This is a genomic window from Marinobacter sp. F4216, from assembly GCF_019931195.1.
Taxonomy (GTDB): Bacteria; Pseudomonadota; Gammaproteobacteria; order Pseudomonadales; family Oleiphilaceae; genus Marinobacter; species Marinobacter suaedae.
Genome location: NZ_JAIOUO010000004.1, coordinates 141,229 through 164,117 on the forward strand (window position 1 = coordinate 141,229; position 22,889 = coordinate 164,117).

Consider the following 22,889-nt stretch of genomic DNA (forward strand, 5'->3'; position numbering starts at 1 on the left):
GTCGAATTTCTCTCGCAAAATAGGGGGAATGTAAGTGTAAGGCCGGTTTAAGCTTGTAGCCACCCCCTCAGCCGTTAGAATACGGGGTTTGGAAATCTGACAGGATAGTTTTCATGAGTGAGCAGCAACCGCAAGGCAATCAGGCCCAGACCTCCGAGGAACCGAACGACCTCACCCACTTTGGCTACAGCAATGTGCCCAAGAACCAGAAAGCGGGCCGCGTTGCCGAGGTCTTCCACAGCGTTGCCGGCAAGTACGATCTCATGAATGACCTGATGTCCATGGGCATCCACCGGCTGTGGAAGCGCTTTACCATCGAACTGTCCGGCGTTCGCCCGGGCCACCAGGTACTGGACATTGCCGGGGGCACCGGCGACCTGACCATGAAATTTTCCGACCTGGTGGGCCCCACCGGCAAGGTGGTACTGGCAGACATCAACGCCTCCATGCTGCAGGTCGGGCGCAGCCGCCTTACCGATCGGGGTTACGCCGGCAACATTGAGTATGTTCAGGCCGACGCAGAGCACCTGCCATTCCCGGACAACACCTTCAACGCCGTGTCGATCGCCTTTGGCCTGCGTAACGTCACCGACAAGGACCAGGCCCTGCGGGACATGGCCCGGGTGCTCAAGCCCGGCGGCAAGCTGATGATCCTGGAGTTCTCCAAACCCAGCAACCCGCTGCTCAGCAAGGTGTACGACGCCTACTCGTTCAATGCCCTGCCGCTGATGGGCCAGATGATTGCCGGCGACAGCGAAAGCTACAAGTACCTGGCCGAGTCCATCCGCATGCACCCGGACCAGGACACCCTGAAAGGCATGATGGAAACCGCCGGCCTGGTGAACTGCAAGTATTACAACATGACCGGCGGCATCGTTGCCCTGCACGTGGGAATCAAGCCCTGATGTTTCCCGGCCCTACTCTGCTCAGTGCCATAACGGCCATCATTGAGGGCGGACTGAACCACACCCTGGAGCTGGATCCGGCCGGCCGACAGGGGCTGCTGGATGCCCTGACAGCGCCGGTGAACATTCATGTCACCGCCCCCGTGCCCCTGACTTATTCCCTGTCTCGTGTTGGGGAACGCGTGAGTGTGAGCAGCCAGCCGGCAGAGCAGCCGGCCCTGAGCATCAGCGGCAAGCCCATTGCGTTCGCCGCTTTGGCCATTGGTGACGACAAGGTGTTCGGCGATGGCCGGCTTGGCGTCGATGGCGACATGGGGCTGGCCCATCAGATTCAGCGCGCCATCCACCAGCTAAACCCGGACTGGGAAGCGGCCATGGCCCGGTATCTGGGCGATGTACCGGCTCACTTTCTGGGCACACGCATTCGCAGTGCCGTCAGCTGGAGCCAAAACGCCGTCAGCGCACTGAACGCCAATATTGAAGAATACCTGCACGAGGAAAGCCGCAGCCTGCCCGGACGACGTGAACTGGAAGCCACCTTCGGGGACATCGACCAGTTGCACCTGCGCACCGAACGCCTGGAAGCAAGACTGAACCACCTCGAGAACCGAGCCGACACCGACGAACCGGAGAACCCGTGACCCGCCTGCAACGCCTGTTCCGAATTGCCTGGGTATTCTGCCGCTACCGGCTGGATACGTTTTTGCCCCTGGCGGAACTTCCTGCACCGCTCAAGATTGTGTTTCTTCTGGCGCCCTGGCACCTGTTCCCCAAGCCCAAACTGAGCCGTGGCGACCGTCTTCGTCTGGCGCTGGAAGAGCTCGGGCCGGTGTTCGTCAAGTTCGGACAGATTCTCTCCACCCGGCGCGATCTTTTGCCGGACGACATGGCCGATTCCCTGAAACACTTGCAAGACCGGGTTCCGCCGTTCTCCAGTGACGTCGCCCGGGAGATTATCGAATCCTCCCTCGGTGCGCCGGTGTCGGAGCTGTTTCTTGAGTTCACGGCGGACCCGCTCGCCTCGGCTTCGGTCGCCCAGGTGCACGGTGCCACCCTGCCCTCCGGCCAGCGGGTCGTGGTGAAGGTTCTGCGCCCCGGTATCGAAAAGGTGATCCGCCAGGATCTGGCGCTCATGTACCTCATGGCAGGGCTGCTGGAAAAATACTGGTCCGAAGGCAAACGGCTGCATCCGGTCGATGTGGTCGCCGATTACGACAGCACTATCCACGACGAACTGGATCTGCAGCGCGAGGCCGCCAACGCCAGCCAGTTACGGCGCAATTTCGAGAATTCGTCACTGATCTATATCCCGGCCATCGACTGGGATTACACCCGCAAATCTGTGCTGGTCATGGAGCGCATCCACGGCATTCCCATTGCCGATGTGCCTGCCCTGAAGGCGGCGGGTGTCGACATGAAAGTACTGGCGGAAAAAGGCGTGGAAATCTTCTTTACCCAGGTCTTCCGGGACAGCTTCTTCCACGCCGACATGCATCCGGGCAATATTTTCGTGGACACCACCAATCCGGCGGATCCCAAGTACATCGCCATCGATTTCGGCATCGTGGGCACCCTGGCACCGGACGACCAGAGCTACCTTGCCCGCAACCTGCTGGCCTTCTTCCGTCGGGATTACCGTCAGGTGGCGCAACTGCACATTCAATCCGGCTGGGTACCGCCGGATACCCGGGTAAACGAGTTTGAAGCCGCCATCCGCACCGTGTGCGAACCCATCTTTGAACGGCCGCTGAAGGACATCTCCTTCGGACATTTCCTGTTGCGCCTGTTCCAGACCGCCCGCCGGTTCAACATGGAAGTGCAGCCCCAGCTGGTACTGCTGCAGAAAACCCTGCTGAACGTGGAAGGCCTGGGTCGCCAGCTGTATCCGGACCTGGACCTGTGGAGTACCGCACAGCCTTTCCTGGAAGACTGGATGCGTAAACGCATTGGTCCATCCGGCCTTTTCAAATCCCTGCAGAGCCACCTGCCTTCCTGGCTGGAGCAATCGCCGGAAATGCCGCAACTGGTGCACGACGCGCTGCTTCAGCTGCGCCAGGCGGGGCCCACCGAGCAACAGAATCAGGCTACACTGGAGCTACTCCGGGAACAGCAAAAGCGCACCGATCGCCGATGGCGACGGGGGTTGACAGCCTCCGCGCTGGTTGCCGCCGCAGTCCTGGTTGCCCTGCCCGAAGCCCGCATCTGGGTAGAACAGGCACCGCCCTGGAGCTGGGGCCTGCTGGCGGCAGCAGGATTGGTCATTCTGCGTGGCAGCCGCTAACTCATTGGCTCAGGATTCATGGAAATGAAAGATTCACCCGATAACGTCAACACCACTGACTGGCTGGACACGATCCGCTGGAACGACGACGGACTGGTCCCGGCCATTGCCCAGGACGCCGAAACCGGTGACATCCTGATGATGGCCTGGATGAACCGCGAATCCCTGCGCCTGACCGCAGAGGAAGGCCAGGCGATCTACTGGTCCCGTTCCCGGGCCAGGCTCTGGCGCAAAGGCGAGAGTTCCGGCCACCAGCAGCTGGTAAAAGACATCCGGCTGGACTGCGACGAAGACGTCATCCTGCTGAAAGTGGAACAGAAAGGCGGCATCGCCTGTCACACTGGTCGTAAGAGCTGTTTTTATCGCACCCTTGAAGGCGACCAGTGGATCAGCGTGGAGCCGGTGATCAAAGATCCCGATGCCATTTACGGCAAATCATAAGGAGCACAGACGTTGAGTGACCTACTGGAACGACTGGCTGAGGTGCTGGAGCAACGCAAGGCTGCCAACCCGGACACTTCCTATGTAGCCAGCCTGCACGCCAAGGGTCTGAACAAGATCCTTGAGAAGGTGGGCGAAGAGTGTACAGAAACCCTGCTGGCCGCCAAGGACGCCGAGCAGTCCGGCGACACCTCGAAGCTGGTTTATGAAACTGCAGACCTGTGGTTCCACAGCCTGGTCATGCTCTCCAACCTAGGCCTCGGGCCACAGGATATTCTCGAAGAACTGGCCCGACGCTTTGACCTGTCGGGACTGGAAGAAAAGGCCGGGCGGAAAAGTCAGTAATTACATGCGTGTTATCAGCCCATCTATCTGATAACGTGCCATAATAAAAAGCAGAAACCAAAAAGCGAGGGTCCCGTGATGGGTATCAGTATCTGGCAACTCCTTATCGTACTTGGCATTGTTATCCTGCTGTTCGGAACCAAGAAACTGCGCAACATCGGAAGCGATCTCGGTGGCGCCATTCGTGGATTCAAGAAGTCCATGAATGACGAAGAGAGCAAACCTTCCGAGAAGGACGCCATCGAAGAGAGCGCCCAGCCGCAGCAGCAGGCCAAAGCGGAAGAAAAGCCACGGGACCAGTCCCACAGCTGAGACCACGCTGAATGTTCGATATTGGCTTTCTCGAGCTGATCATTTGCGCGGTCATTGCCCTGCTCATTCTGGGTCCCGAGCGCCTGCCCACTGCGGCACGGGCCGCCGGACGATGGGTCGGTGCTGCGCGCCGCATGGTCGGCCAGTTCACATCGGAGCTGGACCGGCAGCTGAAGGCGGATGAACTGCGCGAAGAGCTTCGCAAGGCGGGCGATGTGGGTCTTGGCGATGTGCAGAAAACGGTGCGCGATGCCCTGAATGAGGCCAAGCAATACGAACACATGATCCTGCCGGACAGTGAGATCGAAGCCCCCAGTTCAGCACCGGCAACCCGCCGGACCAGTGGCGAAACACCGGAAAACCCGCTAGCACCACCCGCGAGCCAAGGGACGCCATCCCCGGACACCAGCAAACCTTCAGAGCCGGCCAAAGAACCTTCTGCGGGCCGGAAGTCAGGATCGTCGGATAAGCATTCATGACAGCCAAGCCAGAGGGCAAGCACCCCCCTGAACAATCGGAAATGCCACTCGTTGAGCACCTGCTGGAGTTGCGCGGCCGCCTCCTGAAAATGACGCTCGCCGTGGTGATTTGTTTTGCGGCGATCTACCCGTTTGCCAACCCACTCTACCTGTGGATCTCCGACCCTCTGAGGGAATTGCTGCCGGTCGGCCAGACCATGATTGCCACGGATGTCACCTCGCCCTTCTTCGCACCGCTGAAACTGGCACTGGTTCTGTCGGTATTCGTCGCCATTCCGTTCATCCTCTATCAGATCTGGAGTTTCGTGGCACCCGGTCTCTATGCCCACGAAAAGCGGCTGGCCTTCCCGTTGCTGTTTACCTCGGTCATCCTGTTCTACGCCGGAGCCGCGTTTGCCTACTACGTGGTGTTCCCTCTGGTGTTCGGTTTCTTCACGGCGATCGGGCCCGACGGAATTGTGGAGCTACCCGATATCAGCAGTTATCTCAATTTCGTCCTGAAAATGTTCTTTGCCTTCGGGGTGGCGTTTGAAATACCGGTGGCCACCGTGCTGTTGATTCTCACGGGCGCCACCACGCCGGAAAGCCTCGCGGCCAAGCGTCCCTACGTGGTTGTCGGCTGCTTCATCATCGGCATGCTGCTGACCCCGCCCGACATCATTTCCCAGACGCTGCTGGCCGTGCCCATGTGGATACTGTTCGAGTTCGGTATTCTCTTTGGGCGGCTCGCCAAACGCGAGGTCAACGAACCGCAGCCGGATGAGTCCAGCGGTCAATGAACCTGGCATTACTGTTTGACGAGGATTTCACGGCGTCTGATCGGGTGAAACTGACCGGTCGTCGCCTTGCTCACCTGCACTCGGTGATCAAGGTCAAAGCCGGTGACCAGATAGCGGTTGGAAGGGTAGACGGCGCCATGGGCACCGGTGAAGTGATCCGCCTGTCGGACACCGAAGCCGAACTGACCGTCACCCTGGATCAATCGCCGCCCCCACCCTTGCCGCTGACCCTGGTTCTCGCCATGCCCCGGCCCAAGATGTTTCGACGGGTGTTGCAAACCTGCGCCAGCCTGGGTGTGAAAGACCTCTGGCTGATCAACAGCTACAAGGTGGAAAAGAGCTTCTGGCAAACCCCCTGGCTGTCCGAACAGAGCCTTCTGGACAACCTCACATTAGGGCTGGAACAGGCCAAGGACACGGTCATGCCGCGGGTGCATATCCGCAAGCTCTTCAAACCCTTTGTGGAGGATGAATTACCCGCCCTGCTGGCTGGCAAACGAGCCCTCGTGGCCCACCCGGGCACCGAAGTACCCTGCCCGACACACCTGCCGGAGGCCGCTGTCCTCTGCGTGGGGCCCGAAGGGGGCTTCACCCCCTACGAAGTCGGAAAACTGGAAGAAGCCGGCTGCCAGGCTGTTCATCTGGGCCGGCGAATTCTGCGCGTTGAAACCGCAGTACCGGTGCTGGTCAGCCGACTGTTCGACGCCTGTCTCTAGTTCAGGCCGAGCGCGCTGCCCAGAGTTTCTGCAGCGGGGTAATCACGGCCACCAGAATCGCCCCGGCAATCAGACCAAACAGCCCATCCCCCAAGGTCGGAAGAATGGCGCCCAGTAGGCCACCAAACCCTTCGGCGAAGTGGTGAATGGCGTCATACACCGGCGGCAAACCGTGGGTCAGAATGCCACCGCCTACCAGGAACATGGCGATGGTGCCGAGGATGGAGAGGGTTTTCATCATGTAGGGTGCCAGCCAGAGGATGCCTCGACCTATTGCCTGGGTGAATGCGCCCTCTTTCTGACTCAAATAAAGACCACCATCATCCAGCTTCACGATGCCAGCCACCAAGCCGTAAACGCCAACGGTAATCATGATGGCCACCACCGTCAGCACCGCGAACTGCATGCCGATCGTCTGATCGGTGACAGTACCCAGGGTAATGGCAATGATCTCGGCGGACAGGATGAAATCCGTCCGGATGGCGCCTTTGATTTTGTCCTGCTCCAGAGCCCTCATGTCGACTTCGGGATTTTTCAGCGCCTCGTGAAGATCCTTCTTGTGGGCCGCATCCTCTTCCCGATGAAGAAACTTGTGCGCAATTTTCTCGAAGCCCTCGAAGCACAGGAAAGCGCCACCAAGCATCAACAGAGGCGTCACCAACCAGGGCACGAAGAAACTGATCGCCAGTGCTGCCGGCACCAGGATCGCCTTGTTCTTCATGGAGCCCTTGGCCACCGCCCATACCACCGGCAGCTCACGGGCCGGTTTCACCCCCGTGACCTGCTGGGCGTTAAGGGCCAGGTCGTCGCCCAGCACCCCGGCGGTTTTCTTGGTAGCGGTTTTGGTCATCAGGGCGACATCGTCAAGCACCGTGGCGATGTCATCGATCAGTACGAGCAGACTGCTTGCAGCCATAGTTGAACATCCTTAACAACAGAGGGGTTAAGTGTGCTAGCGACTCAGTCCCATGGCCTCAGCCGCAATCCGATGTTTGATCGGACCCAGTGTGTCCAACCACCGCATCCCGGCGTTTCGCAGCCAGCGCAGGGGCAGCTCATCCCGCGCAAATAATTGTTTGAAGCCTTCCATAGCGGTCATCATGGCCAGATTGTCGGCCTTCCGGCGGCGCTGATAACGCGCCAGAACCAGAGCCTCGTCCGGGCTCAGGCCAGCCCTTCTGGCGCCGGACAGTTCCTCCAGCAAAACCCGGACATCGCTGTAACCAAGATTAGCACCCTGGCCAGCCAACGGATGGATAGTGTGGGCGGCATCGCCAACCAGCACCACCCCGACAGCCACGTAGTCTTTCGCATGGCGTTGACGCAGGGGAAAACTGAAGCGCCGGGAAATATCCTCCACGGCACCCAACTCCCGTTCAATGGCGTCCTGGAGCTCGGCACGGAATGCGCCATCATCGAGGGCCATCAGACGGCGGGCCTCGGCCGTATCCTGGGACCAGACGATAGAGCAGTAGTGATCGTCCCCGGATTCCGTCAGCAGGGGCAGGAACGCCAGCGGCCCCGTCGGCGAGAAGCGCTGCCAGGCCGTAAATCGATGGCTTTGGGTGGTCCGGACCGTGCAGACGATGGCTTCCTGCCCGTAATCCCATTCGCGGGTCGGCAGCCCGGCCCATTGGCGCAGCCTGGAATTGCCGCCATCGGCCGCCACCACCAGTTTTGACTCAAGGCAGCTTCCATCCGCCAGGGTAAGGCGACGAACGTCTCCCTGCTGGGAAAACGCGGTCACCGAAGTGCCATCCACTATCTCAACCGTGCTGTTTTCCAGCGCCCTGAACAGGGCACTGACGACATGGCGATTTTCGACAATCGTGCCGAGGGCCGGCGCATGCAGTTCCGCGGCATCAAAGTTGATCCGTCCGGTACCATCGCCGTCCCAGACCGTCATCTGCCGGTAGCCGCAATGCCGGGTCGACTGCACCGTCGACCAAACACCCAGGTTTTCCAGTAATCTCTGGCTGGCGGCCGAAATAGCACTCACCCGGGGCTCAAACCCCTCGACGCCGCTTGCCGGCTCAGGGGGACTGATCAGGAATTTACGCTCGCTGGTTTCCACCATCCCTACCTGCCACCCCTGCCGTGACAGCCCGAGCGCCAACGCGGAACCGATCATCCCGCCGCCGACCACCACAATATCCAGGCTCCGGGTCTCACTCATTCCCTGCAGACTCCCCTTCCGCAAAAGCACCCTGGCCGCTGATCAAAGGTTTTCGCCCTCCTATGCCCATGGCGCGCCGGGCAAACCAGCGTTTGGCCCCCGGCAAAAGATCCAGCCCCACAAGTCCGGCATCCCGGGCAGCTGCCAGCGGAGCGGGAGCCTGCCCGAAGATACGAATCAACGAATCGGAAAAACGAACGGTTTGCTGCCAGTCCTGCTGGTGCGCCTGCTGATAGCCGCCGAGTACGCCCAGATCGCCCAGCGAACGCCCCTGCTGAATCGCCGAGCGGAATTGTTCCACCAGCGTCATCAGGCCTCGCAGGGCCAGGTTGAATCCCTGTCCCGCGACTGGGTGCAGGGTATGGGCTGCATTGCCCACCAGGGCCACGCCGGGCCGAACGGGTTCTGCCACGGTGGTCAGCTTGAGGGGGTAGTGGCTGAGCTCGCCCATCCGGGTGAATCGCCCGAGGCGCCAGCCGAACCGATCCTGCAACCGCTGGCATCGACCTTCGCTATCCAGCTTAATAAGCGCTTGCAATGCCTGGTCGGTGAGTGTCCAGACCAGCGCGGATTGATTACCGGGACGATCGGGTGCGCCACCGGGTAACAACGCCATGGGGCCGGCGTCGGTAAATCGCTCAAAGGCGGTGAACTGGTGACTGTCACTGGTGGACACGTTGGCGATCAGTGCGTTCTGTCCATAGTCTTCGTGCCGTGCCTGGAAGCCCAGAGATTCCCTCAGGCCGGAACGCCCGCCATCGGCTACCACCAGACACTGCGCCGACATCTGAGCCACCTTGTCGCCGGTTTTCACCGCCACGGAAACGCCATACGGCTGCGGTGTCATTCCCAGCACTTCTGCCGGCGCTTTCCACTGGACAGCTGTGGTCTGCAATTCACGCATCAGGCTCAAGCCCATCCAGCGGTTGTCAGCCACGTAGCCCAGCGCCGGCTGGCCATGATCCTCTGCGCTCAGGCGGGTGGCACCGAATCGGCCCCGGTCAGACACATGAATCCGCCGAATCGGTGTAGCGTGTTCGGATAAGCGGTCCCACAGCCCAAGCTCCTCGAAAATCAGGCGAGAGCCCCAGGCCAGTGCCGTGGAACGGGCATCGTAACTGGGCTGGTAATCCTCTGGCAGGGCATCGGTGGATAACGGGAAGGCTTCCACCACCGTCACCTTCAGAGACGGCAGCACCCGAGACAGGGCGAGGGCCAGGGTTGCCCCCGCGAGGCCACCACCGGCAATGATTACGTCCGTATCCAAACGGTCCACAGGGTCAGTCCGCCATCAGTGCTTCAATCTCGGTGATGGTTTTGGGTACCCCGTCGGTCAGAACACGGCACCCATCCTTAGTCACCACCACATCGTCTTCAATCCGAATCCCGATACCACGCCATTTCTCATCCACATCGGTATTGTCCGGCGCAATATACAGACCAGGCTCGACCGTCAGCACCATCCCCGGCTCGAGCTGGCGCCAGGCATCACCCACTTTGTAGTCGCCCACGTCGTGAACGTCCATGCCCAGCCAGTGGCCTGTACGGTGCATGAAGAAGGGCTTGTAGGCTTCCCCGGCAATGGCTTCCTCCACCGTTCCGCTGAGCAGGCCCAGGTCAATCAGGCCCCGGGTCAGCACCCGCAAGGCGGCTTCGTGTGAGTGGTTCCAGTGGTTTCCGGGGCGCACCGCATCGATGGCCTCGTACTGGGCTGCCAGCACTACCTCGTAGAGTGCTCGCTGTTCCGGACTGAACTTGCCGCTGACCGGAAAAGTGCGGGTAATATCCGAGGCATAGCACTGGTATTCGCAACCGGCATCAATCAGCACCAGGTCACCCTCTTTCAGGGGCGCGCGGTTTTCAATGTAATGCAGGATGCAGGCGTTGGGACCACCGCCGACGATCGAAGGATAGGCGGTGGAACGGGCGCCATGTTCCATGAACGTATGGATCAGCTCAGCTTCCAGGTGATATTCGAAACCACCCTTGCGGGCCCGTTTCATGGCACGACAGTGGGCCTCGGCACTGATTTCCCCCGCCTTGGCCATTACCTTGATCTCGTTGGCGCTCTTGAACAGACGCAGGTCGTGCAGGAAGTGCTCCAGGGACACAAACTCACCGGGAGGATGGGCCCCGGTCCGTACTTTCGCCCGCAGGCTCTTCACCCAGTCCATCACCCGGGTGTCGAACTGATGATCCTTGCCCAGCGGATAATAGATCCGACTCCTGCCTTCCAGCATGCCCGGCAGGATGTCGTCGATATCGGAAATCGGAAACGCGTCGTCCATACCAAAGCGCTCGATGGCGCCTTCGGGGCCAGCGAGGAAACCATCCCACAATTCCTTTTCCGGGTTCCGCTCCTTGCAGAACAGGACGGACTCGCCGTGCTCACGCCCCGGAATCAGCACCAGCACCGCGTCAGGTTCGTCAAACCCGGTCAGGTAGAAGAAATCGCTGTCCTGCCGATACGGATGCAGGACGTCCCGGTTGCGCACCCGCTCAGGCGCGGCGGGCAAAATGGCAATGCTGTCCGGCGCCATAACGTCCATCAGCTTACGACGGCGCGCGGCAAACTCCTTGACGGGAACAATGGATGACATAGGGTCTCCAGTGATGATGAACGGGGATCAGTGCAGGGTCGGGGAACCGGACTCCGGTTTCGGCGGCGCGTTGAACTCGGTGAACACCGCCAGCGCGCCCAACCGGACGTACTCGGTGATTTCCAGCAATTGCTGCTCGCTTTCCTCGTCGGCTTCTTCGTCTTCGGCCAACTGGCTGATCGCCACCATATCCTCGATCAGCTCACGAATTTCATCCGGTGCCTCGCCCAGGGAGGCGCCGGCGGTAAGCGCCATACCTTCGAGGAAACCCCGCACCCAGGCAATCAGCGCTTCAAGCCGCTGTTCGATGGCGTAGTCATCGTCTGGCAGCAGGGGGTGGAAACTCATGTCCGCGGAGCTCAGCAGCGCCAGCGCCTGCTGGTAAGCCTTGTTCATGAAAGGCGCCAGGTCTTCAGAATCTTCAACGGCCTGTTCGGGCAAGCCCATGTGTTCACAGACCATCGCCAGCCAGTCGGCCTCCTGAATTCGTGAGCCTGTGGCCAGGCGACCGCACAGGGCTCCGTGCAACTCGGAGGGATGACTGAAGGCCTGGTGCGCCGTAAATACGTTTGCCCAGCGCTCAAATTCGGCCGCGCGGGCGGCACCGGAAGTATCGGTTTCTGACATGAACCAAGACAATCCTGTGTTGTTGAATGGTGGCTCTATCCTAGCATTCACGGGCCTTTAAAACACGAACCGCTTGCGTTTATCTCCGCCCCATGCAAAATGTTATAACATTGCAAAAGCAACCGAGATCCATCGATGAAACGACCAGCACCATCCCGTTTTCTAGCCACTTTTTGCGTGACCACCATCCTCGGCTCTGGCACGGCGATGGCAGCCTCCGAAGCGCCCCATGTTCATGGGCATGGCACGCTTCAATTCGCCATTGAAAACTCGCAGGTGGACATTGTGTTCTCGTCGCCGGCAGGCAATCTGCTCGGCTTTGAGCACACCGCCCACACCGAGGAAGAGAAAACGGTTGTCCGCGAGGTGACGGAGTGGCTGAGCGCCACCCCATTGCTCAACACCCCGAGTGGTACCTGCACCCTGAAGGCATCTGAGCCGGATGTAGACTCATACGCCGGGCACCAGTATCACGATGGTGAACACAGTGATATCCAAGTCAGCCAGACACTCGACTGCCCGGGTACGGGTAACGCCCCGGAACTGACAACGCCGCTGCTCAAGCAGTATCCGGGGCTGGAAGAACTGGATGTCATGTGGGTAACGCCCACAGGGCAAGGGGGCACGGTGCTGACCGATCCTCAGCAGAGCATCCGCCTGAACTGAACCCCTGATTTACTGCTGGTAGAGGGTGACGGACTCAGCCTCGATGGAGTAAGCGGAGGTACCCAGATCGTTTTCAGTGCGGTCGATCACCAGTTTGCCTTCCACCCAGACGGCATCGTACAGGGCTTGCAGCTTGAACCCCTCCGGGTAACGAACGTGGATGATCTGGTTGGGCGGGGGTGGCGGCACATGAATACAGGCGCCATAGTACGGAACCAGGAAGAACTCGAGGATCTTCATGTCGTTGGTGGTTTTCAGGGGTACGACGAAACCGGGAATACGCCCTTCGGTGTTATTCATCTCCGGCACGACCCGGCCAGTCATGATCTCATCCGGCAGCAGTGCCGGGCCATCGCCCTCGTGCTCTACCTCTGGCAGATTTTCCAGCAATGCCAGATCCTCGGCGGGCATCAGTTCCAGCCAGTCAATTTCCGGGACTTCGGCGCGGCTTGCCGACGGCAGCCCAAGACCAAAAGCCAGCAACAAGGCCACAATGATAAACGTCTGGTTTTTTGGCATCCGGAATAAAAACACGGCAATCTCCACAATGCGAAGGACAACTCGATAACACGATCGTCCCTATCATATACGAGGCGAACACGCTCGAACATGAAGATCAGGACACAGCCAGACCCTCAACCGGCAAGTGACACGGAAACCCTGGCCATTCAGACCCGATCACTGGAATTCCAGTGGCAGCCCCGACAAAAGCCTCTGGCGTTCCCTGACATCCACCTGCTGGCTGGCGAGCATCTGTTTCTGCATGGACCAAGCGGCGCTGGAAAGAGCACCTTTCTGAGCCTGTTGTCCGGCATGCTGGCGCCCGTCACTGGCAGCGTCACGATACTGGGAACCGAGCTATCCGCTTTGCCGGCCAGTGCCCGGGACCGTTTTCGGGCCAACCACCTGGGAGTGATTTTCCAGCAGTTCAATCTGGTGCCTTACCTGACCGTGCTGGCCAACGTCACATTGCCCTGCTCGCTCTCGAAGCTGCGCAGCAAGGCCACAGCGCCAAACACGGACGAAGAGGCGCACCGATTACTTTCAGCCCTGGCCATTCCCGAAGGCCTGTGGCACCGAAAGGTCACCCAGCTCAGCATTGGCCAGCAGCAACGGGTCGCGGCCGCACGGGCCCTGATTGGCGCTCCAGGTGTCATCCTGGCCGACGAGCCCACATCGGCCCTGGACACCGACAACCGCGACCGTTTCCTGAAATTGCTTCTGAACCTGGCCGACAAACGCAACACCTCGGTCCTGTTTGTCAGCCACGACCATCGGCTCGCCAGCCATTTTCACCATCGGGTAGAGCTGTCCGGAGGCCACGCATGAACATTCGCCTGACGCTATCGCTGGCCCTGGCCAGCCTGTGGCATCGGCGCCGGGTACTGGCACTGGTGTGTCTGACACTGACCCTGAGCATCTCGCTGCTGCTGGGCATCCAGTATTTGCGCACCGAAGTCCGGCACTCCTTCACCAGCACCGTCAGCGGCACGGATCTCATTATCGGTGCGCGAAGCGGCCAACTGAACCTGTTGCTGTACACCGTGTTCCATATCGGCGACCCCACCAACAATGTGAGTTGGGACACCTTCCAGAGCCTTGAGGACGACGCCCGCATTGACTGGCTGATCCCCATTTCTCTTGGAGATTCCTATCGGGGCTACCGCGTTGTGGGAACCGACGCCCGCTTCCTGGAGCATTTCCAATACGGCCAGGGCACCGCTCTGGAGCTTGGCGAGGGACGCTGGTTTGAGGGCGTGTTCGAAGTGGTTCTGGGCGCCCGGGTCGCCCGGGAATTCGGACACGCCACCGGGGATAGCATCGTGCTGTCCCATGGCGCCGGACGAACCAGTTTCTCCAACCACGAACAAACACCGTTCACAGTGTCCGGCATTCTGGAAAGCACCGGAACGCCAGTGGACCAGGCAGTCTACGTCAGCCTGGCCGGCATCGAAGCCATGCATGTGGGGTGGGAGTCCGGCGTCGCCATCCCGGGGCGCACCCTCACGCCGGATCAGGCATCCGAGCGGGACCTGACTCCCTCGAACCTCTCGGCAGCATACGCGGGCCTGAAACAGCGCCTGCTGACATTCCAGGTTCAGCGCGACATCAACCAGTTCAACCGGGAGCCTCTATCAGCCATCCTGCCGGGCGTGGCACTCAGCGAGCTTTGGCGACTGATGGGGCAGTTCGAAAACGTGCTCCTGGCCATCACCGGACTGGTAATTATCACCAGCTTTATCGGACTGGTGGCCGTTCTGCTCTCGATTCAGGCGCAGCGCGCCCATGAAATCTCGATTCTGAGGGCCACCGGAGCATCCCCCCGCCTCATTGCCGCACTCCAGGTTTTCGAGTGCGTCGTGCTGGGTCTTGTTGCCTGCGCCCTCGCCCTGGCGCTCAGCGCCCTGCTGGTGTCAGCCCTTGGCCCCTGGTTACAGAGCCAATACGGCCTGCAGATTCGCCTGCGCCCACTGAACACGTCCGAATGGATGCTGCTGGCTGCCGTTCCGGTGGTCGCGGGGCTGGTTGGGCTCATTCCGGCGCTTGGAGCCTGGTTTCGAAGCCGCTCGATCACACTAGGAAGTGCACCTGGCGAGTGACGGGAGTCACGGCGCCAAGTCTTTAACCTTCCTGTAAATTGACCGACTTAGCGTACCAACTTATAGTTAGTTGCATCCTCAACAACAATGCTGGACGTATAATGGAACAGTCCGATGTACAAGCATTAGCGGACAAGCTGGACAAGCTGATTGAACACTGCCAGAAACTGGAGCAAGACAACGCTGCCCTGCGACAGCTTCAGGACGACTGGAATCGGGAGCGAGCCCAACTGATGCAGAAGAATGATCTTGCCAAGAACAAGATCGAAGCCATGATTGGCCGCCTGCGGGCGCTGGAGCACCACTGATGTCTCAGGAACCCACCACCGTTGAGGTCAAAATTCTCGACAAGGAATACCTCGTCGCCTGCCCGGAAGAAGAACAAGACGCGCTGACCCGGGCTGCCAAGCATCTGGACAAGAAAATGCGTGAAATCCGCGCCAGCGGCAAGGTATTCGGTACCGAGCGCATTGCGGTCATGGCGGCGCTCAACATCACCCACGAGCTGCTTGAACAGGACAGCATGTCCGGGGCCACCAAATCCATTCTCGAGTCCATGGACAGCAAACTCGACAGCGCGCTCGGCAAGCCTTCCGAATAACCGCCAATAGTTTGTGTGCATCGAGGCTTCCCGAAACAGCTATTGCATCAAGCCCGGGGGCTACCCGTATAATGATCCCAACTTCCTGGGCTGTTCGACGGGTCGGATACGTCCTCGAGCCGATGCGCACTACCCAGGTGGCTACTTCAGGGCATTGTGAGCACGTCCCCACAAGGGGAAAGCCTAATATGTCACAGCGGCCACCGACCTTGAACTTTGGGTTCAAGGGCCACATCCGACAACGGCAGCCCGGGAAGCTTATTTTTCAACCAGTTAATCAAAAGCGGTTATTTACGGCCTGCACTCAACACTGAACTGGCACAAAAGGTAGGGTTCAGTGCGTCAAAGCCAGCGGTAGATCTCAGCGCCAGCACCTCTCTCGTGCACAACAAGTCGCCTCAAGAAACCTAACAGTTGAGTTTTGGGATCTGGTAGCCACAGCAAACGGAACTTCTAACGGCTTAGATCCAAATGCCCAACTTCCTCCAATGGGAGCATGACTTGAATTTCGGCGCGCTGGGCTTTCTCAATAACGTCCGATCTCATTTTCCCTTGAGAGACCCAAGCCAACATCTTTAACTCAGTATCCAGGGGAACTCTCCCCAAGGGCAGCTGATAGAACATGAAGGTAGCCGCCTCCTTTGCATTGTATCCTTCCTCAAGTGCCATGCTTTGAACGCACCTTCGGAACGATAAATCAATCTTCGCCGGATCAATGCCAAGAGCTGTTAATGCAGCGTTAAAGCCGAATGTCATGCGAATACTTGCAAACATATATTCCTCTCTAACGTACTTCTTTCTTATTCTCTACCGTGTTCTATTAAACTAAAAATAGCTCACACTATTGATCAGGAGCTTTTAGCGGGATCACGCTCCGATTTATGTTTCAAATTTATGAAACAGATCACAAACAACGACCGGAAAACCGATCCTGAAGACACTTTGAAGCGTCACAATCAGCCAATCCCTGAACCTTGCATTCAGGGGCAACCGAATCAGAGCAGCCCCGGAAGCTTTATTTTGACTCACCTCACCACGCCCCAACCGTTTGACGATCATCCGGACAAGCCAAACCGCGCCCAGTTGCGCAAGTCTTTGCGCCGTCAGCGACGCTCCCTGACCGCCAACGCCCAGCGGGATGCCGCCAACAACTTGGCCCTTAACCTGCTGACCCATCCCGACCTGATTCGGGCAAAACACATTGCGATATATCTGCCCAACGATGGCGAGATAGACCCGCGCATATTCATGCAAATGGCTCACCGGCGGCAGGGACAGTTTTACCTGCCAGTTTTGCATCCGATTCACGATGGCAAACTGAGTTTCATGCGATTTGATGAACAGACGAAACTGTTTCCGAACCGGTTTGGCATACCGGAACCGACGTTTCAGCCGCAGATGACCCGGCCCGCCTGGGCCCTGGATGCGGTTCTGTTTCCACTGGTGGGATTCGATGCCAAAGGCGGCCGCCTTGGCATGGGTGGAGGGTTCTACGACCGGACCTTTGCCTTCAGCCGCTTACGACCGGCAATGGCTCCGAAGCTGATTGGACTGGCTCACGAGTTCCAGCGCGTTGACCGACTGCCCATCGAACCCTGGGACATTCCCCTGCACGGCGTGGTCACCGACCAACAACGTTACCGATTCAGGCGATCCTCGACAGACTGAAGTGTCACTGGTCCCAGGCCCGCCTGCGCGGTTGATGCCTTTTCGGAAAACTCGATGGATGTGAAGCCACTGATAACCAGCCCTACGGCAAAGATCAGCACAATGGCCTTGATGATGTCAGGCTTGGCGCCCATGGTGCGTGCTTCCTTCAGATTTTTGTGATTAGAATTATCTGAAAAACAGTAAGCTACAGAAACTTCTCAGAATTAAAACAAAGATTAACACGTATCTTCACATTGGCAATTCTTGGCGGGTTACAGAGCGGTAATTTTTTGACTACCCCCCTGCCCCGACTGACGCCACTTACCCCTTACCGTTGCCAGCGCCCAGGAACAGCCGGTAGGCATCGTTATCGGTCATGTTTTCGTAGCGGAATCCGACCTTGTCGAGCATCTTCTCGAAATCGGACACTTCATCAGCCGCCACCTGAGCACCCAGCAGCACCCGACTGTAGGCCGCTCCGTGATTGCGGTAATGGAACATGGAGATGTTCCAGCGGGTACCCAGAGAACTGAGGAATTTCATCAGCGCGCCCGGGCGCTCGGGAAACTCGAACTGGAATACCTGCTCTTCGCCAATATTCGGCGCATGGCCGCCCACCATATGGCGGATGTGCTGCTTGGCCAGGTCACTATCGGTGAGGTCAATGACGCCGTAGCCCGTTTCCCGCAGGTCATGAACCAGTTCCTCACGACCATGGCCACCCGCCTCAATCTGCACGCCAACAAAGATGGTTGCTTCCGCAGAGTCCGAATAACGGTAGTTGAACTCGGTGATGTTGCGCTTGTGCAGCGCGTTGATAAACGTTTTGAACGCTCCCGGCTTTTCCGGAATGGTGACCGCCAGAATGGCCTCGCGCTTCTCGCCCACCTCGGTGCGCTCGGACACGTACCGCAGGCGATCAAAGTTCATGTTGGCACCACTGAGAGTGGCAATCAGATTCTCGCCTTCGATCTGTTCACGCTCGATGTATTTCTTGATACCGGCGACACCCAACGCTCCGGCAGGTTCGGCAATGGAGCGGGTGTCCTCAAACACGTCCTTGATGGCTGCGCAGATTTCATCTGTGGACACGGTGATAACTTCATCCACGTGATCCTTGCAGATCTCCCACGGGTATTCGCCGATCTGCTTCACCGCCACGCCGTCGGCGAAGATGCCCACTTCGTCCAGCACCACCCGTTCGCCCGCCTGCATGGCCGCTTGCAGGCAGTTGGAATCCTCCGGCTCCACACCGATGACTTTCACCTCGGGACGCAGATACTTGATGTAGGCCGCCATGCCTGCAATCAGACCGCCACCGCCGACACAGATAAAGATCGCGTGAATTGGCTTGCTGAACTGCCACATGATCTCCATGGCCACAGTGCCCTGCCCGGCAATCACATCGGGATCATCGTAGGGCGGGATATAGGTGTAGCCGTGTTTTTGCAACAGCTCCTGGGCGTGGGCTGCGGCCTCATCGAAAGCGTCGCCCTTGAGCACCACCTTTGCACCATGATCACGTACCGACCGCACCTTGATCTCCGGCGTGGTCTGGGGCATCACAATCACCGCCTTGATGCCCAGTTTCTTGGCCGCCAGCGCCACGCCCTGGGCATGGTTACCGGCCGAGGCACAGATCACCCCCCGCGCCTTCTGTTCCTCTGACAACTGGGCAATCCGGTTGTAGGCGCCGCGAATCTTGAAAGAAAACACCGGCTGAAGGTCTTCGCGCTTGAGAAAAATATTGTTGGCAAAGCGCTTGGACAAACTGCGGGCTTCCGTCAGCGGTGTCTCGTTGGCGACATCATAAACCCGCGCATCGAGAATCTTCTTGATATAGCGTTGCGGCATAACAGTTCCGGTTAAGCGTAAGTGATTGTAAAAACGCACAGTGTAGAAAGTTTGCACCATAGCCGTCTATAAGCTGGGCACGCCGAAGGGCTATAATGACGTCAAACTCACATTGATTTGCTGCCGGAGTTCAAAATGAACCAGGACGAACTGAAAAAAGCCGTGGCCCAGGCCGCCGTGGATTACATTGCCCCCAAGCTGGACAGCGACAGCATTATTGGCGTAGGCACCGGAAGCACTGCGAACTTTTTCATCGACCTGCTGGCGGAACACAAAACCGATTTTGATGGCGCCGTCGCCAGCTCGGAAGCCACAGCAGAACGCCTGAAAAGCCATGGCATCCCGGTGTACGACCTGAACAGCGCGGGTTCTCTGGAATTCTACGTGGATGGTGCCGACGAGACCAACGAACACCTGGAACTGATCAAGGGCGGCGGTGCGGCCCTGACCCGCGAAAAAATCGTAGCGGCCGTCGCCAAAACCTTCATCTGCATAGCCGACGAATCCAAAATGGTCGGCGTCCTCGGGGCTTTTCCACTCCCGGTGGAAGTCATCCCCATGGCGCGCAGCCATGTAGGGCGTGAAATCGTCAAACTCGGCGGCGACCCGGTCTACCGGGAAGGCGTAGTGACCGATAACGGCAACATCATTATCGACGTTCACAATCTGGATCTTTCCCGACCGCTGGATATGGAAAACAAGATCAACAACATCGTTGGCGTGGTGACCAACGGCCTGTTTGCCCGTCGGCCGGCAGACATCCTGCTACTCGGCACAGCCAATGCAGTGAAAACCATCACTGCCGATAGCTAGCCCCATCAATTTCGTAAAAAGCCGGCTGCTATGCCGGCTTTTTTAGCCCTAAACACCAAACCAAGCGCTTGCTTGGCACACTACTTTGAGCAACACTCCTGCATACGCACATCAACGAGGGACCGTCACCGTGGCCGAGTACTTCAACGATCTCCACGAGCAAGCCCGTCTGAGCGCACAAAAATTCATCAACACCGAAGTCCTACCCTATATCGACGACTGGGAAGAGGCCGGGGAGTTTCCCCGCGAGCTTTACCAGAAGGCTGGAAAAGCCGGCCTACTGGGCATTGGCTATCCGGAGGCTCTCGGCGGCAGCGGTGAGAATGATATTTTCCTGAGAGTGGCTGTTTCAGAGGAATTGATGCGTTCCACCTCGGGCGGTCTGGTGGCCAGCCTCGGTTCTCTGGACATTGCTCTGCCACCCGTCGTGAAATGGGCGCAACCCGCCGTTCGCGAGCAGGTGGTTCCAGCCGTACTGAGCGGTGATAACATTGCCGCACTGGCCATCACCGAACCCGGCGGCGGATCAGACGTGGCGAATCTGAAAACCCGTGCCGTGCGGGATGGCGACCATTTTGTCGTCAACGGCAGCAAAACGTTTATTACCAGCGGGCACCGGGCCGATCATTATACGGTCGCGGTGCGCACCGGCGACGCAGGCCACAACGGCATCAGCCTGTTACTGATTGACCGGGACACCCCTGGCTTTTCGACCGGCAAGAAGCTACGCAAGATGGGCTGGTGGGCAAGTGACACCGCGGAGCTGTTCTTCGAGGATTGTCGGGTACCCGCGGACCGCCTGATCGGTGCCGAGAATGGCGGTTTCATTGCCATCATGAGCAACTTCCTGGCCGAACGCCTGAGCCTGTCGGTAATGGCGTACATGACCGCCCAGCTGGCCTACGAAGCAGCCCTGGACTATGCCGGCCAGCGCCAGGCTTTTGGCCGTAACCTGAGCGGCTTCCAGGTCACCCGCCACAAGCTGGTGGATATGGCGACACAGATCGATGTGGCCCGGGAATACGCCTATCGCTGCGCTGCTTTGATGCAGGCCGGCAAGAACCCGATCAAGCAGGTGGCCATGGCCAAGAACTTTGCGGTCGAGGTGTGCGAAAACGTCACCCGGGAGGCCGTTCAGGTATTCGGCGGCATGGGTTACATGCGGGAGTCGGTGGTCGAGCGCCTGTACCGGGATGCCAAGATCCTGTCCATTGGCGGCGGCACCACCGAAATTATGAAGGAACTGATAGCCAAGCAGCTCAGGCTTTAGGGCTGCGCCCGACGGTTTGGTTTCGAACTTCCTGAGACTGCCGTATAATTATCGGCCTCTTTTTACCGCAGTCACATTCAAGACTTACACGCCAGGAAGGATTAACTATGCAATTTGCAAACATCCCCGCAGGCAAGAACCCGCCTGAAGATATCTACGTCGCTATTGAAATCCCGGCCAACAGCTCCCCGGTCAAGTACGAGCTGGACAAGGACATGGGCGCCCTGCTGGTCGACCGTTTCATGGCCACGCCGATGTTCTACCCGGCCAACTACGGCTTCATCCCGCACACCCTGGCTGACGACGGCGACCCACTGGACGTGCTGGTTGTTACTCCGTACCCGGTACAGGCCGGTTCCGTGATCCGCTGCCGTCCGGTCGGCGTTCTGAACATGGAAGACGAAGCCGGTGGCGACGCCAAGCTGGTTGCCGTTCCTCACGACAAGCTGACCACCACCTACCACGACATCAAGGAAATCGACGATCTGCCGGAACTGCTGCGCAACCAGATCCAGCACTTCTTCGAAAACTACAAAACCCTTGAGCCGGGCAAGTGGGTCAAGGTGCAGGGCTGGGACAACGCCGCCGCTGCCAAGAAGGCCATTGAGGACTCAATCAAGGCCTACAACGGCTGATCGGGCCGCACTCGGCACAAAAAAACCGGGCATCTGCCCGGTTTTTTCATACCTGTTTATTCGCTTTGTCAGCCCCGGGACAGCAAGTCACGCATATCACTGATCGCTGCGTTGGCCCGAGACAGGTAGGCCGCCATGGTCAGGGAATGATTCGCCAGCACGCCGAAGCCACTGCCATTCAGCACGACCGGGCTCCACATGGAGCTGTTGGCGCCCTCCAACTCGATGATTACCTGCTTTACGCTCGCCATGGCATTCTTGTCTCGCAGGACCTTACGAAAGTCCACCTCAATAGCCCGGAAGATGTGCAACAACGCCCAGGCACTGCCGCGGGCTTCGTAGAACACATCGTCGATCTCGGTCCAGGGGGTTTGTACGGACATGCCACCCACTTCCTCTTCCAGCGGATTCTCATCGGACACATTGGCTACGGCATCGGACACCGAGGCCTTACCGATGCTCTCACCCAGGGTGCGTGACAGGCTGCCCAGACGGGTTTCCAGGTCCGCCAGCCAGTTGCTCAGGTTATCCGCCCGGGCGAAGAACTGGGCATCCGCCTGCTGGGGATCGGACAGGCGATTCAGGTAGCGTTTGAGCGCCCGGATACCACGACGGTACTCGGCTTCTGTCGAGGGAATCGCCCAGCTACCAGCATTGAAGTGGAACTGGGGCTCGGCAATGCTCAGGTCGCGGTCTTCCGCGGACTGGCTCTGGGACCGGCTAATGTCCTTGCGCATGGCCCGCGAAAAATCACGCAACTGCACCAGGGCACCGTATTCCCAATTCGGCATGTTATCGAGCCAGAGCCCGGGGGGGAAAATATCGTTATAAATGTAGCCGCCGGGTTTATCCAGAAGCGTTTCTGCGATGCGAATCAGGGTGGCCGTGGTAGCGAAACCGGTGATCGGTTCGCGATCCATGCTGTTGGCCAGAGACCGGGTGTGCTCGCGCACCGAGAAGGTATCCGGCTCACTGCTCCAGAACATGCCCAGGACAATGGTCACCAGCAGATACACCACCAGGACAATCATGACGAATTTTCCGAACACGCTGCCTCCGCCGGCGTAATCCTGAACGTCGTTTTTCTTGTCCCTGAAATACTGTCTGATTTTGCCCGGCATAGACTGCGATTCCCCTAT

Annotated in this window: 28 protein-coding genes and 1 other RNA gene; 19 read left to right on the top strand and 10 right to left on the bottom strand. The window is 58.8% G+C overall.

Going from position 1 to position 22,889, the window contains the following annotated elements:
• Positions 1–113: 113 nt before the first annotated feature.
• From ubiE to K8I84_RS10095, 9 genes are all read left to right on the top strand, one after another.
• Positions 114–905, top strand: a complete 792-nt coding sequence (gene ubiE, locus K8I84_RS10055) for a bifunctional demethylmenaquinone methyltransferase/2-methoxy-6-polyprenyl-1,4-benzoquinol methylase UbiE (protein ID WP_223794628.1) — start codon at positions 114–116, stop codon at positions 903–905.
• On the top strand, positions 905–1,546 hold the full coding sequence (locus tag K8I84_RS10060) for an SCP2 domain-containing protein (RefSeq protein WP_223794629.1): 642 nt from the start codon (positions 905–907) through the stop codon (positions 1,544–1,546). Before ubiE ends, K8I84_RS10060 begins: the two co-directional genes overlap by 1 nt.
• Positions 1,543–3,186 carry a ubiquinone biosynthesis regulatory protein kinase UbiB gene (gene ubiB, locus K8I84_RS10065; protein WP_223794630.1) on the top strand — a complete coding sequence of 548 codons (1,644 nt, stop codon included), beginning with the start codon at positions 1,543–1,545 and terminating at the stop codon, positions 3,184–3,186. The genes K8I84_RS10060 and ubiB overlap by 4 nt, the downstream gene beginning before the upstream one ends.
• A gap of 24 nt (positions 3,187–3,210) precedes the next feature.
• Complete coding sequence (hisI, locus tag K8I84_RS10070; protein ID WP_223794631.1) at positions 3,211–3,627, top strand: phosphoribosyl-AMP cyclohydrolase; 417 nt, start codon at positions 3,211–3,213, stop codon at positions 3,625–3,627.
• Between the two features lie 12 nt (positions 3,628–3,639).
• Positions 3,640–3,972, top strand: coding sequence for a phosphoribosyl-ATP diphosphatase (locus tag K8I84_RS10075; protein WP_223794632.1), 333 nt, complete (start codon positions 3,640–3,642; stop codon positions 3,970–3,972).
• A gap of 78 nt (positions 3,973–4,050) precedes the next feature.
• Complete coding sequence (tatA, locus tag K8I84_RS10080; RefSeq protein ID WP_223794633.1) at positions 4,051–4,284, top strand: Sec-independent protein translocase subunit TatA; 234 nt, start codon at positions 4,051–4,053, stop codon at positions 4,282–4,284.
• 11 nt (positions 4,285–4,295) lie between these two features.
• Positions 4,296–4,763, top strand: a complete 468-nt coding sequence (gene tatB / locus K8I84_RS10085) for a Sec-independent protein translocase protein TatB (protein ID WP_223794634.1) — start codon at positions 4,296–4,298, stop codon at positions 4,761–4,763.
• Entirely contained in the window at positions 4,760–5,542 is a 783-nt protein-coding gene (gene tatC, locus K8I84_RS10090; RefSeq protein WP_223794635.1) for a twin-arginine translocase subunit TatC, read from the top strand. Before tatB ends, tatC begins: the two co-directional genes overlap by 4 nt.
• On the top strand, positions 5,539–6,258 hold the full coding sequence (locus tag K8I84_RS10095; protein WP_223794636.1) for a 16S rRNA (uracil(1498)-N(3))-methyltransferase: 720 nt from the start codon (positions 5,539–5,541) through the stop codon (positions 6,256–6,258). The genes tatC and K8I84_RS10095 overlap by 4 nt, the downstream gene beginning before the upstream one ends.
• A gap of 1 nt (position 6,259) precedes the next feature.
• On the opposite strand, the gene K8I84_RS10100 is transcribed toward K8I84_RS10095, so the two are convergent.
• Genes K8I84_RS10100 through K8I84_RS10120 form a run of 5 tightly spaced genes read right to left on the bottom strand, consistent with a single transcriptional unit; the run spans position 6,260 to position 11,661 of the window.
• The gene (locus tag K8I84_RS10100; RefSeq protein WP_223794637.1) at positions 6,260–7,174 is read right to left on the bottom strand and encodes a DUF808 domain-containing protein; all 915 of its coding nucleotides are present in this window, start codon (positions 7,172–7,174) and stop codon (positions 6,260–6,262) included.
• Positions 7,175–7,210: 36 nt separating this feature from the next.
• The gene (locus K8I84_RS10105; protein WP_223794638.1) at positions 7,211–8,434 is read right to left on the bottom strand and encodes a UbiH/UbiF/VisC/COQ6 family ubiquinone biosynthesis hydroxylase; all 1,224 of its coding nucleotides are present in this window, start codon (positions 8,432–8,434) and stop codon (positions 7,211–7,213) included.
• A complete protein-coding gene (ubiH, locus tag K8I84_RS10110) occupies positions 8,427–9,710 on the bottom strand; it encodes a 2-octaprenyl-6-methoxyphenyl hydroxylase (RefSeq protein ID WP_223794639.1) in 1,284 nt (427 codons plus the stop codon). Before ubiH ends, K8I84_RS10105 begins: the two co-directional genes overlap by 8 nt.
• 4 nt (positions 9,711–9,714) lie before the next feature.
• Complete coding sequence (gene pepP, locus K8I84_RS10115) at positions 9,715–11,034, bottom strand: Xaa-Pro aminopeptidase (protein ID WP_223794640.1); 1,320 nt, start codon at positions 11,032–11,034, stop codon at positions 9,715–9,717.
• A 27-nt stretch (positions 11,035–11,061) separates the two neighbouring features.
• Positions 11,062–11,661, bottom strand: a complete 600-nt coding sequence (locus K8I84_RS10120; RefSeq protein ID WP_223794641.1) for a UPF0149 family protein — start codon at positions 11,659–11,661, stop codon at positions 11,062–11,064.
• Between the two features lie 135 nt (positions 11,662–11,796).
• On the opposite strand from K8I84_RS10120, the gene K8I84_RS10125 reads away from it, so the two are divergent.
• The gene (locus K8I84_RS10125; protein WP_223794642.1) at positions 11,797–12,327 is read left to right on the top strand and encodes a ZrgA family zinc uptake protein; all 531 of its coding nucleotides are present in this window, start codon (positions 11,797–11,799) and stop codon (positions 12,325–12,327) included.
• A gap of 9 nt (positions 12,328–12,336) precedes the next feature.
• Here the strand turns inward: K8I84_RS10125 and K8I84_RS10130 are convergent, their stop codons facing one another.
• Positions 12,337–12,846 (bottom strand): DUF3299 domain-containing protein, encoded by a 510-nt coding sequence (locus K8I84_RS10130; RefSeq protein WP_411722675.1) that lies wholly within the window; start codon positions 12,844–12,846, stop codon positions 12,337–12,339.
• Between the two features lie 90 nt (positions 12,847–12,936).
• Here K8I84_RS10130 and K8I84_RS10135 point away from each other — a divergent pair, with 90 nt between their 5' ends.
• The 5 genes from K8I84_RS10135 (at position 12,937) to ssrS (ending at position 15,788) form a co-directional block, all read left to right on the top strand.
• Complete coding sequence (locus tag K8I84_RS10135; protein WP_223794643.1) at positions 12,937–13,656, top strand: ABC transporter ATP-binding protein; 720 nt, start codon at positions 12,937–12,939, stop codon at positions 13,654–13,656.
• Positions 13,653–14,927 (top strand): ABC transporter permease, encoded by a 1,275-nt coding sequence (locus K8I84_RS10140; RefSeq protein WP_223794644.1) that lies wholly within the window; start codon positions 13,653–13,655, stop codon positions 14,925–14,927. Before K8I84_RS10135 ends, K8I84_RS10140 begins: the two co-directional genes overlap by 4 nt.
• A gap of 101 nt (positions 14,928–15,028) precedes the next feature.
• A complete protein-coding gene (locus tag K8I84_RS10145) occupies positions 15,029–15,235 on the top strand; it encodes a TIGR02449 family protein (RefSeq protein ID WP_223794645.1) in 207 nt (68 codons plus the stop codon).
• Positions 15,235–15,528 (top strand): cell division protein ZapA, encoded by a 294-nt coding sequence (locus K8I84_RS10150; RefSeq protein ID WP_223794646.1) that lies wholly within the window; start codon positions 15,235–15,237, stop codon positions 15,526–15,528. The genes K8I84_RS10145 and K8I84_RS10150 overlap by 1 nt, the downstream gene beginning before the upstream one ends.
• 79 nt (positions 15,529–15,607) lie before the next feature.
• Positions 15,608–15,788: non-coding RNA, 6S RNA (gene ssrS / locus K8I84_RS10155), on the top strand.
• Positions 15,789–15,981: 193 nt separating this feature from the next.
• Here ssrS and K8I84_RS10160 read toward each other — a convergent pair.
• Complete coding sequence (locus K8I84_RS10160) at positions 15,982–16,302, bottom strand: hypothetical protein (protein WP_223794647.1); 321 nt, start codon at positions 16,300–16,302, stop codon at positions 15,982–15,984.
• Positions 16,303–16,548: 246 nt separating this feature from the next.
• On the opposite strand from K8I84_RS10160, the gene K8I84_RS10165 reads away from it, so the two are divergent.
• The gene (locus tag K8I84_RS10165) at positions 16,549–17,196 is read left to right on the top strand and encodes a 5-formyltetrahydrofolate cyclo-ligase (RefSeq protein WP_411722676.1); all 648 of its coding nucleotides are present in this window, start codon (positions 16,549–16,551) and stop codon (positions 17,194–17,196) included.
• On the opposite strand, the gene K8I84_RS10170 is transcribed toward K8I84_RS10165, so the two are convergent.
• Positions 17,166–17,330 (bottom strand): hypothetical protein, encoded by a 165-nt coding sequence (locus K8I84_RS10170; RefSeq protein ID WP_223794649.1) that lies wholly within the window; start codon positions 17,328–17,330, stop codon positions 17,166–17,168. The two genes, K8I84_RS10165 and K8I84_RS10170, sit on opposite strands and share 31 nt — an antisense overlap.
• A gap of 169 nt (positions 17,331–17,499) precedes the next feature.
• The gene (gene ilvA / locus K8I84_RS10175; RefSeq protein ID WP_223794650.1) at positions 17,500–19,032 is read right to left on the bottom strand and encodes a threonine ammonia-lyase, biosynthetic; all 1,533 of its coding nucleotides are present in this window, start codon (positions 19,030–19,032) and stop codon (positions 17,500–17,502) included.
• 135 nt (positions 19,033–19,167) lie between these two features.
• Between ilvA and rpiA the strand changes: the two genes are divergently transcribed.
• From rpiA to ppa, 3 genes are all read left to right on the top strand, one after another.
• Positions 19,168–19,845, top strand: coding sequence for a ribose-5-phosphate isomerase RpiA (gene rpiA, locus K8I84_RS10180; RefSeq protein ID WP_223794651.1), 678 nt, complete (start codon positions 19,168–19,170; stop codon positions 19,843–19,845).
• 130 nt (positions 19,846–19,975) lie between these two features.
• Positions 19,976–21,115, top strand: coding sequence for an acyl-CoA dehydrogenase family protein (locus tag K8I84_RS10185; protein WP_223794652.1), 1,140 nt, complete (start codon positions 19,976–19,978; stop codon positions 21,113–21,115).
• A 107-nt stretch (positions 21,116–21,222) separates the two neighbouring features.
• The gene (ppa, locus tag K8I84_RS10190) at positions 21,223–21,750 is read left to right on the top strand and encodes an inorganic diphosphatase (RefSeq protein ID WP_223794653.1); all 528 of its coding nucleotides are present in this window, start codon (positions 21,223–21,225) and stop codon (positions 21,748–21,750) included.
• A 68-nt stretch (positions 21,751–21,818) separates the two neighbouring features.
• Here ppa and K8I84_RS10195 read toward each other — a convergent pair whose 3' ends face one another.
• Positions 21,819–22,871: a DUF2333 family protein gene (locus K8I84_RS10195; RefSeq protein ID WP_223794654.1), complete on the bottom strand. Its 1,053-nt coding sequence runs from the start codon at positions 22,869–22,871 to the stop codon at positions 21,819–21,821.
• Between the last annotated feature and the right edge of the window lie 18 nt (positions 22,872–22,889).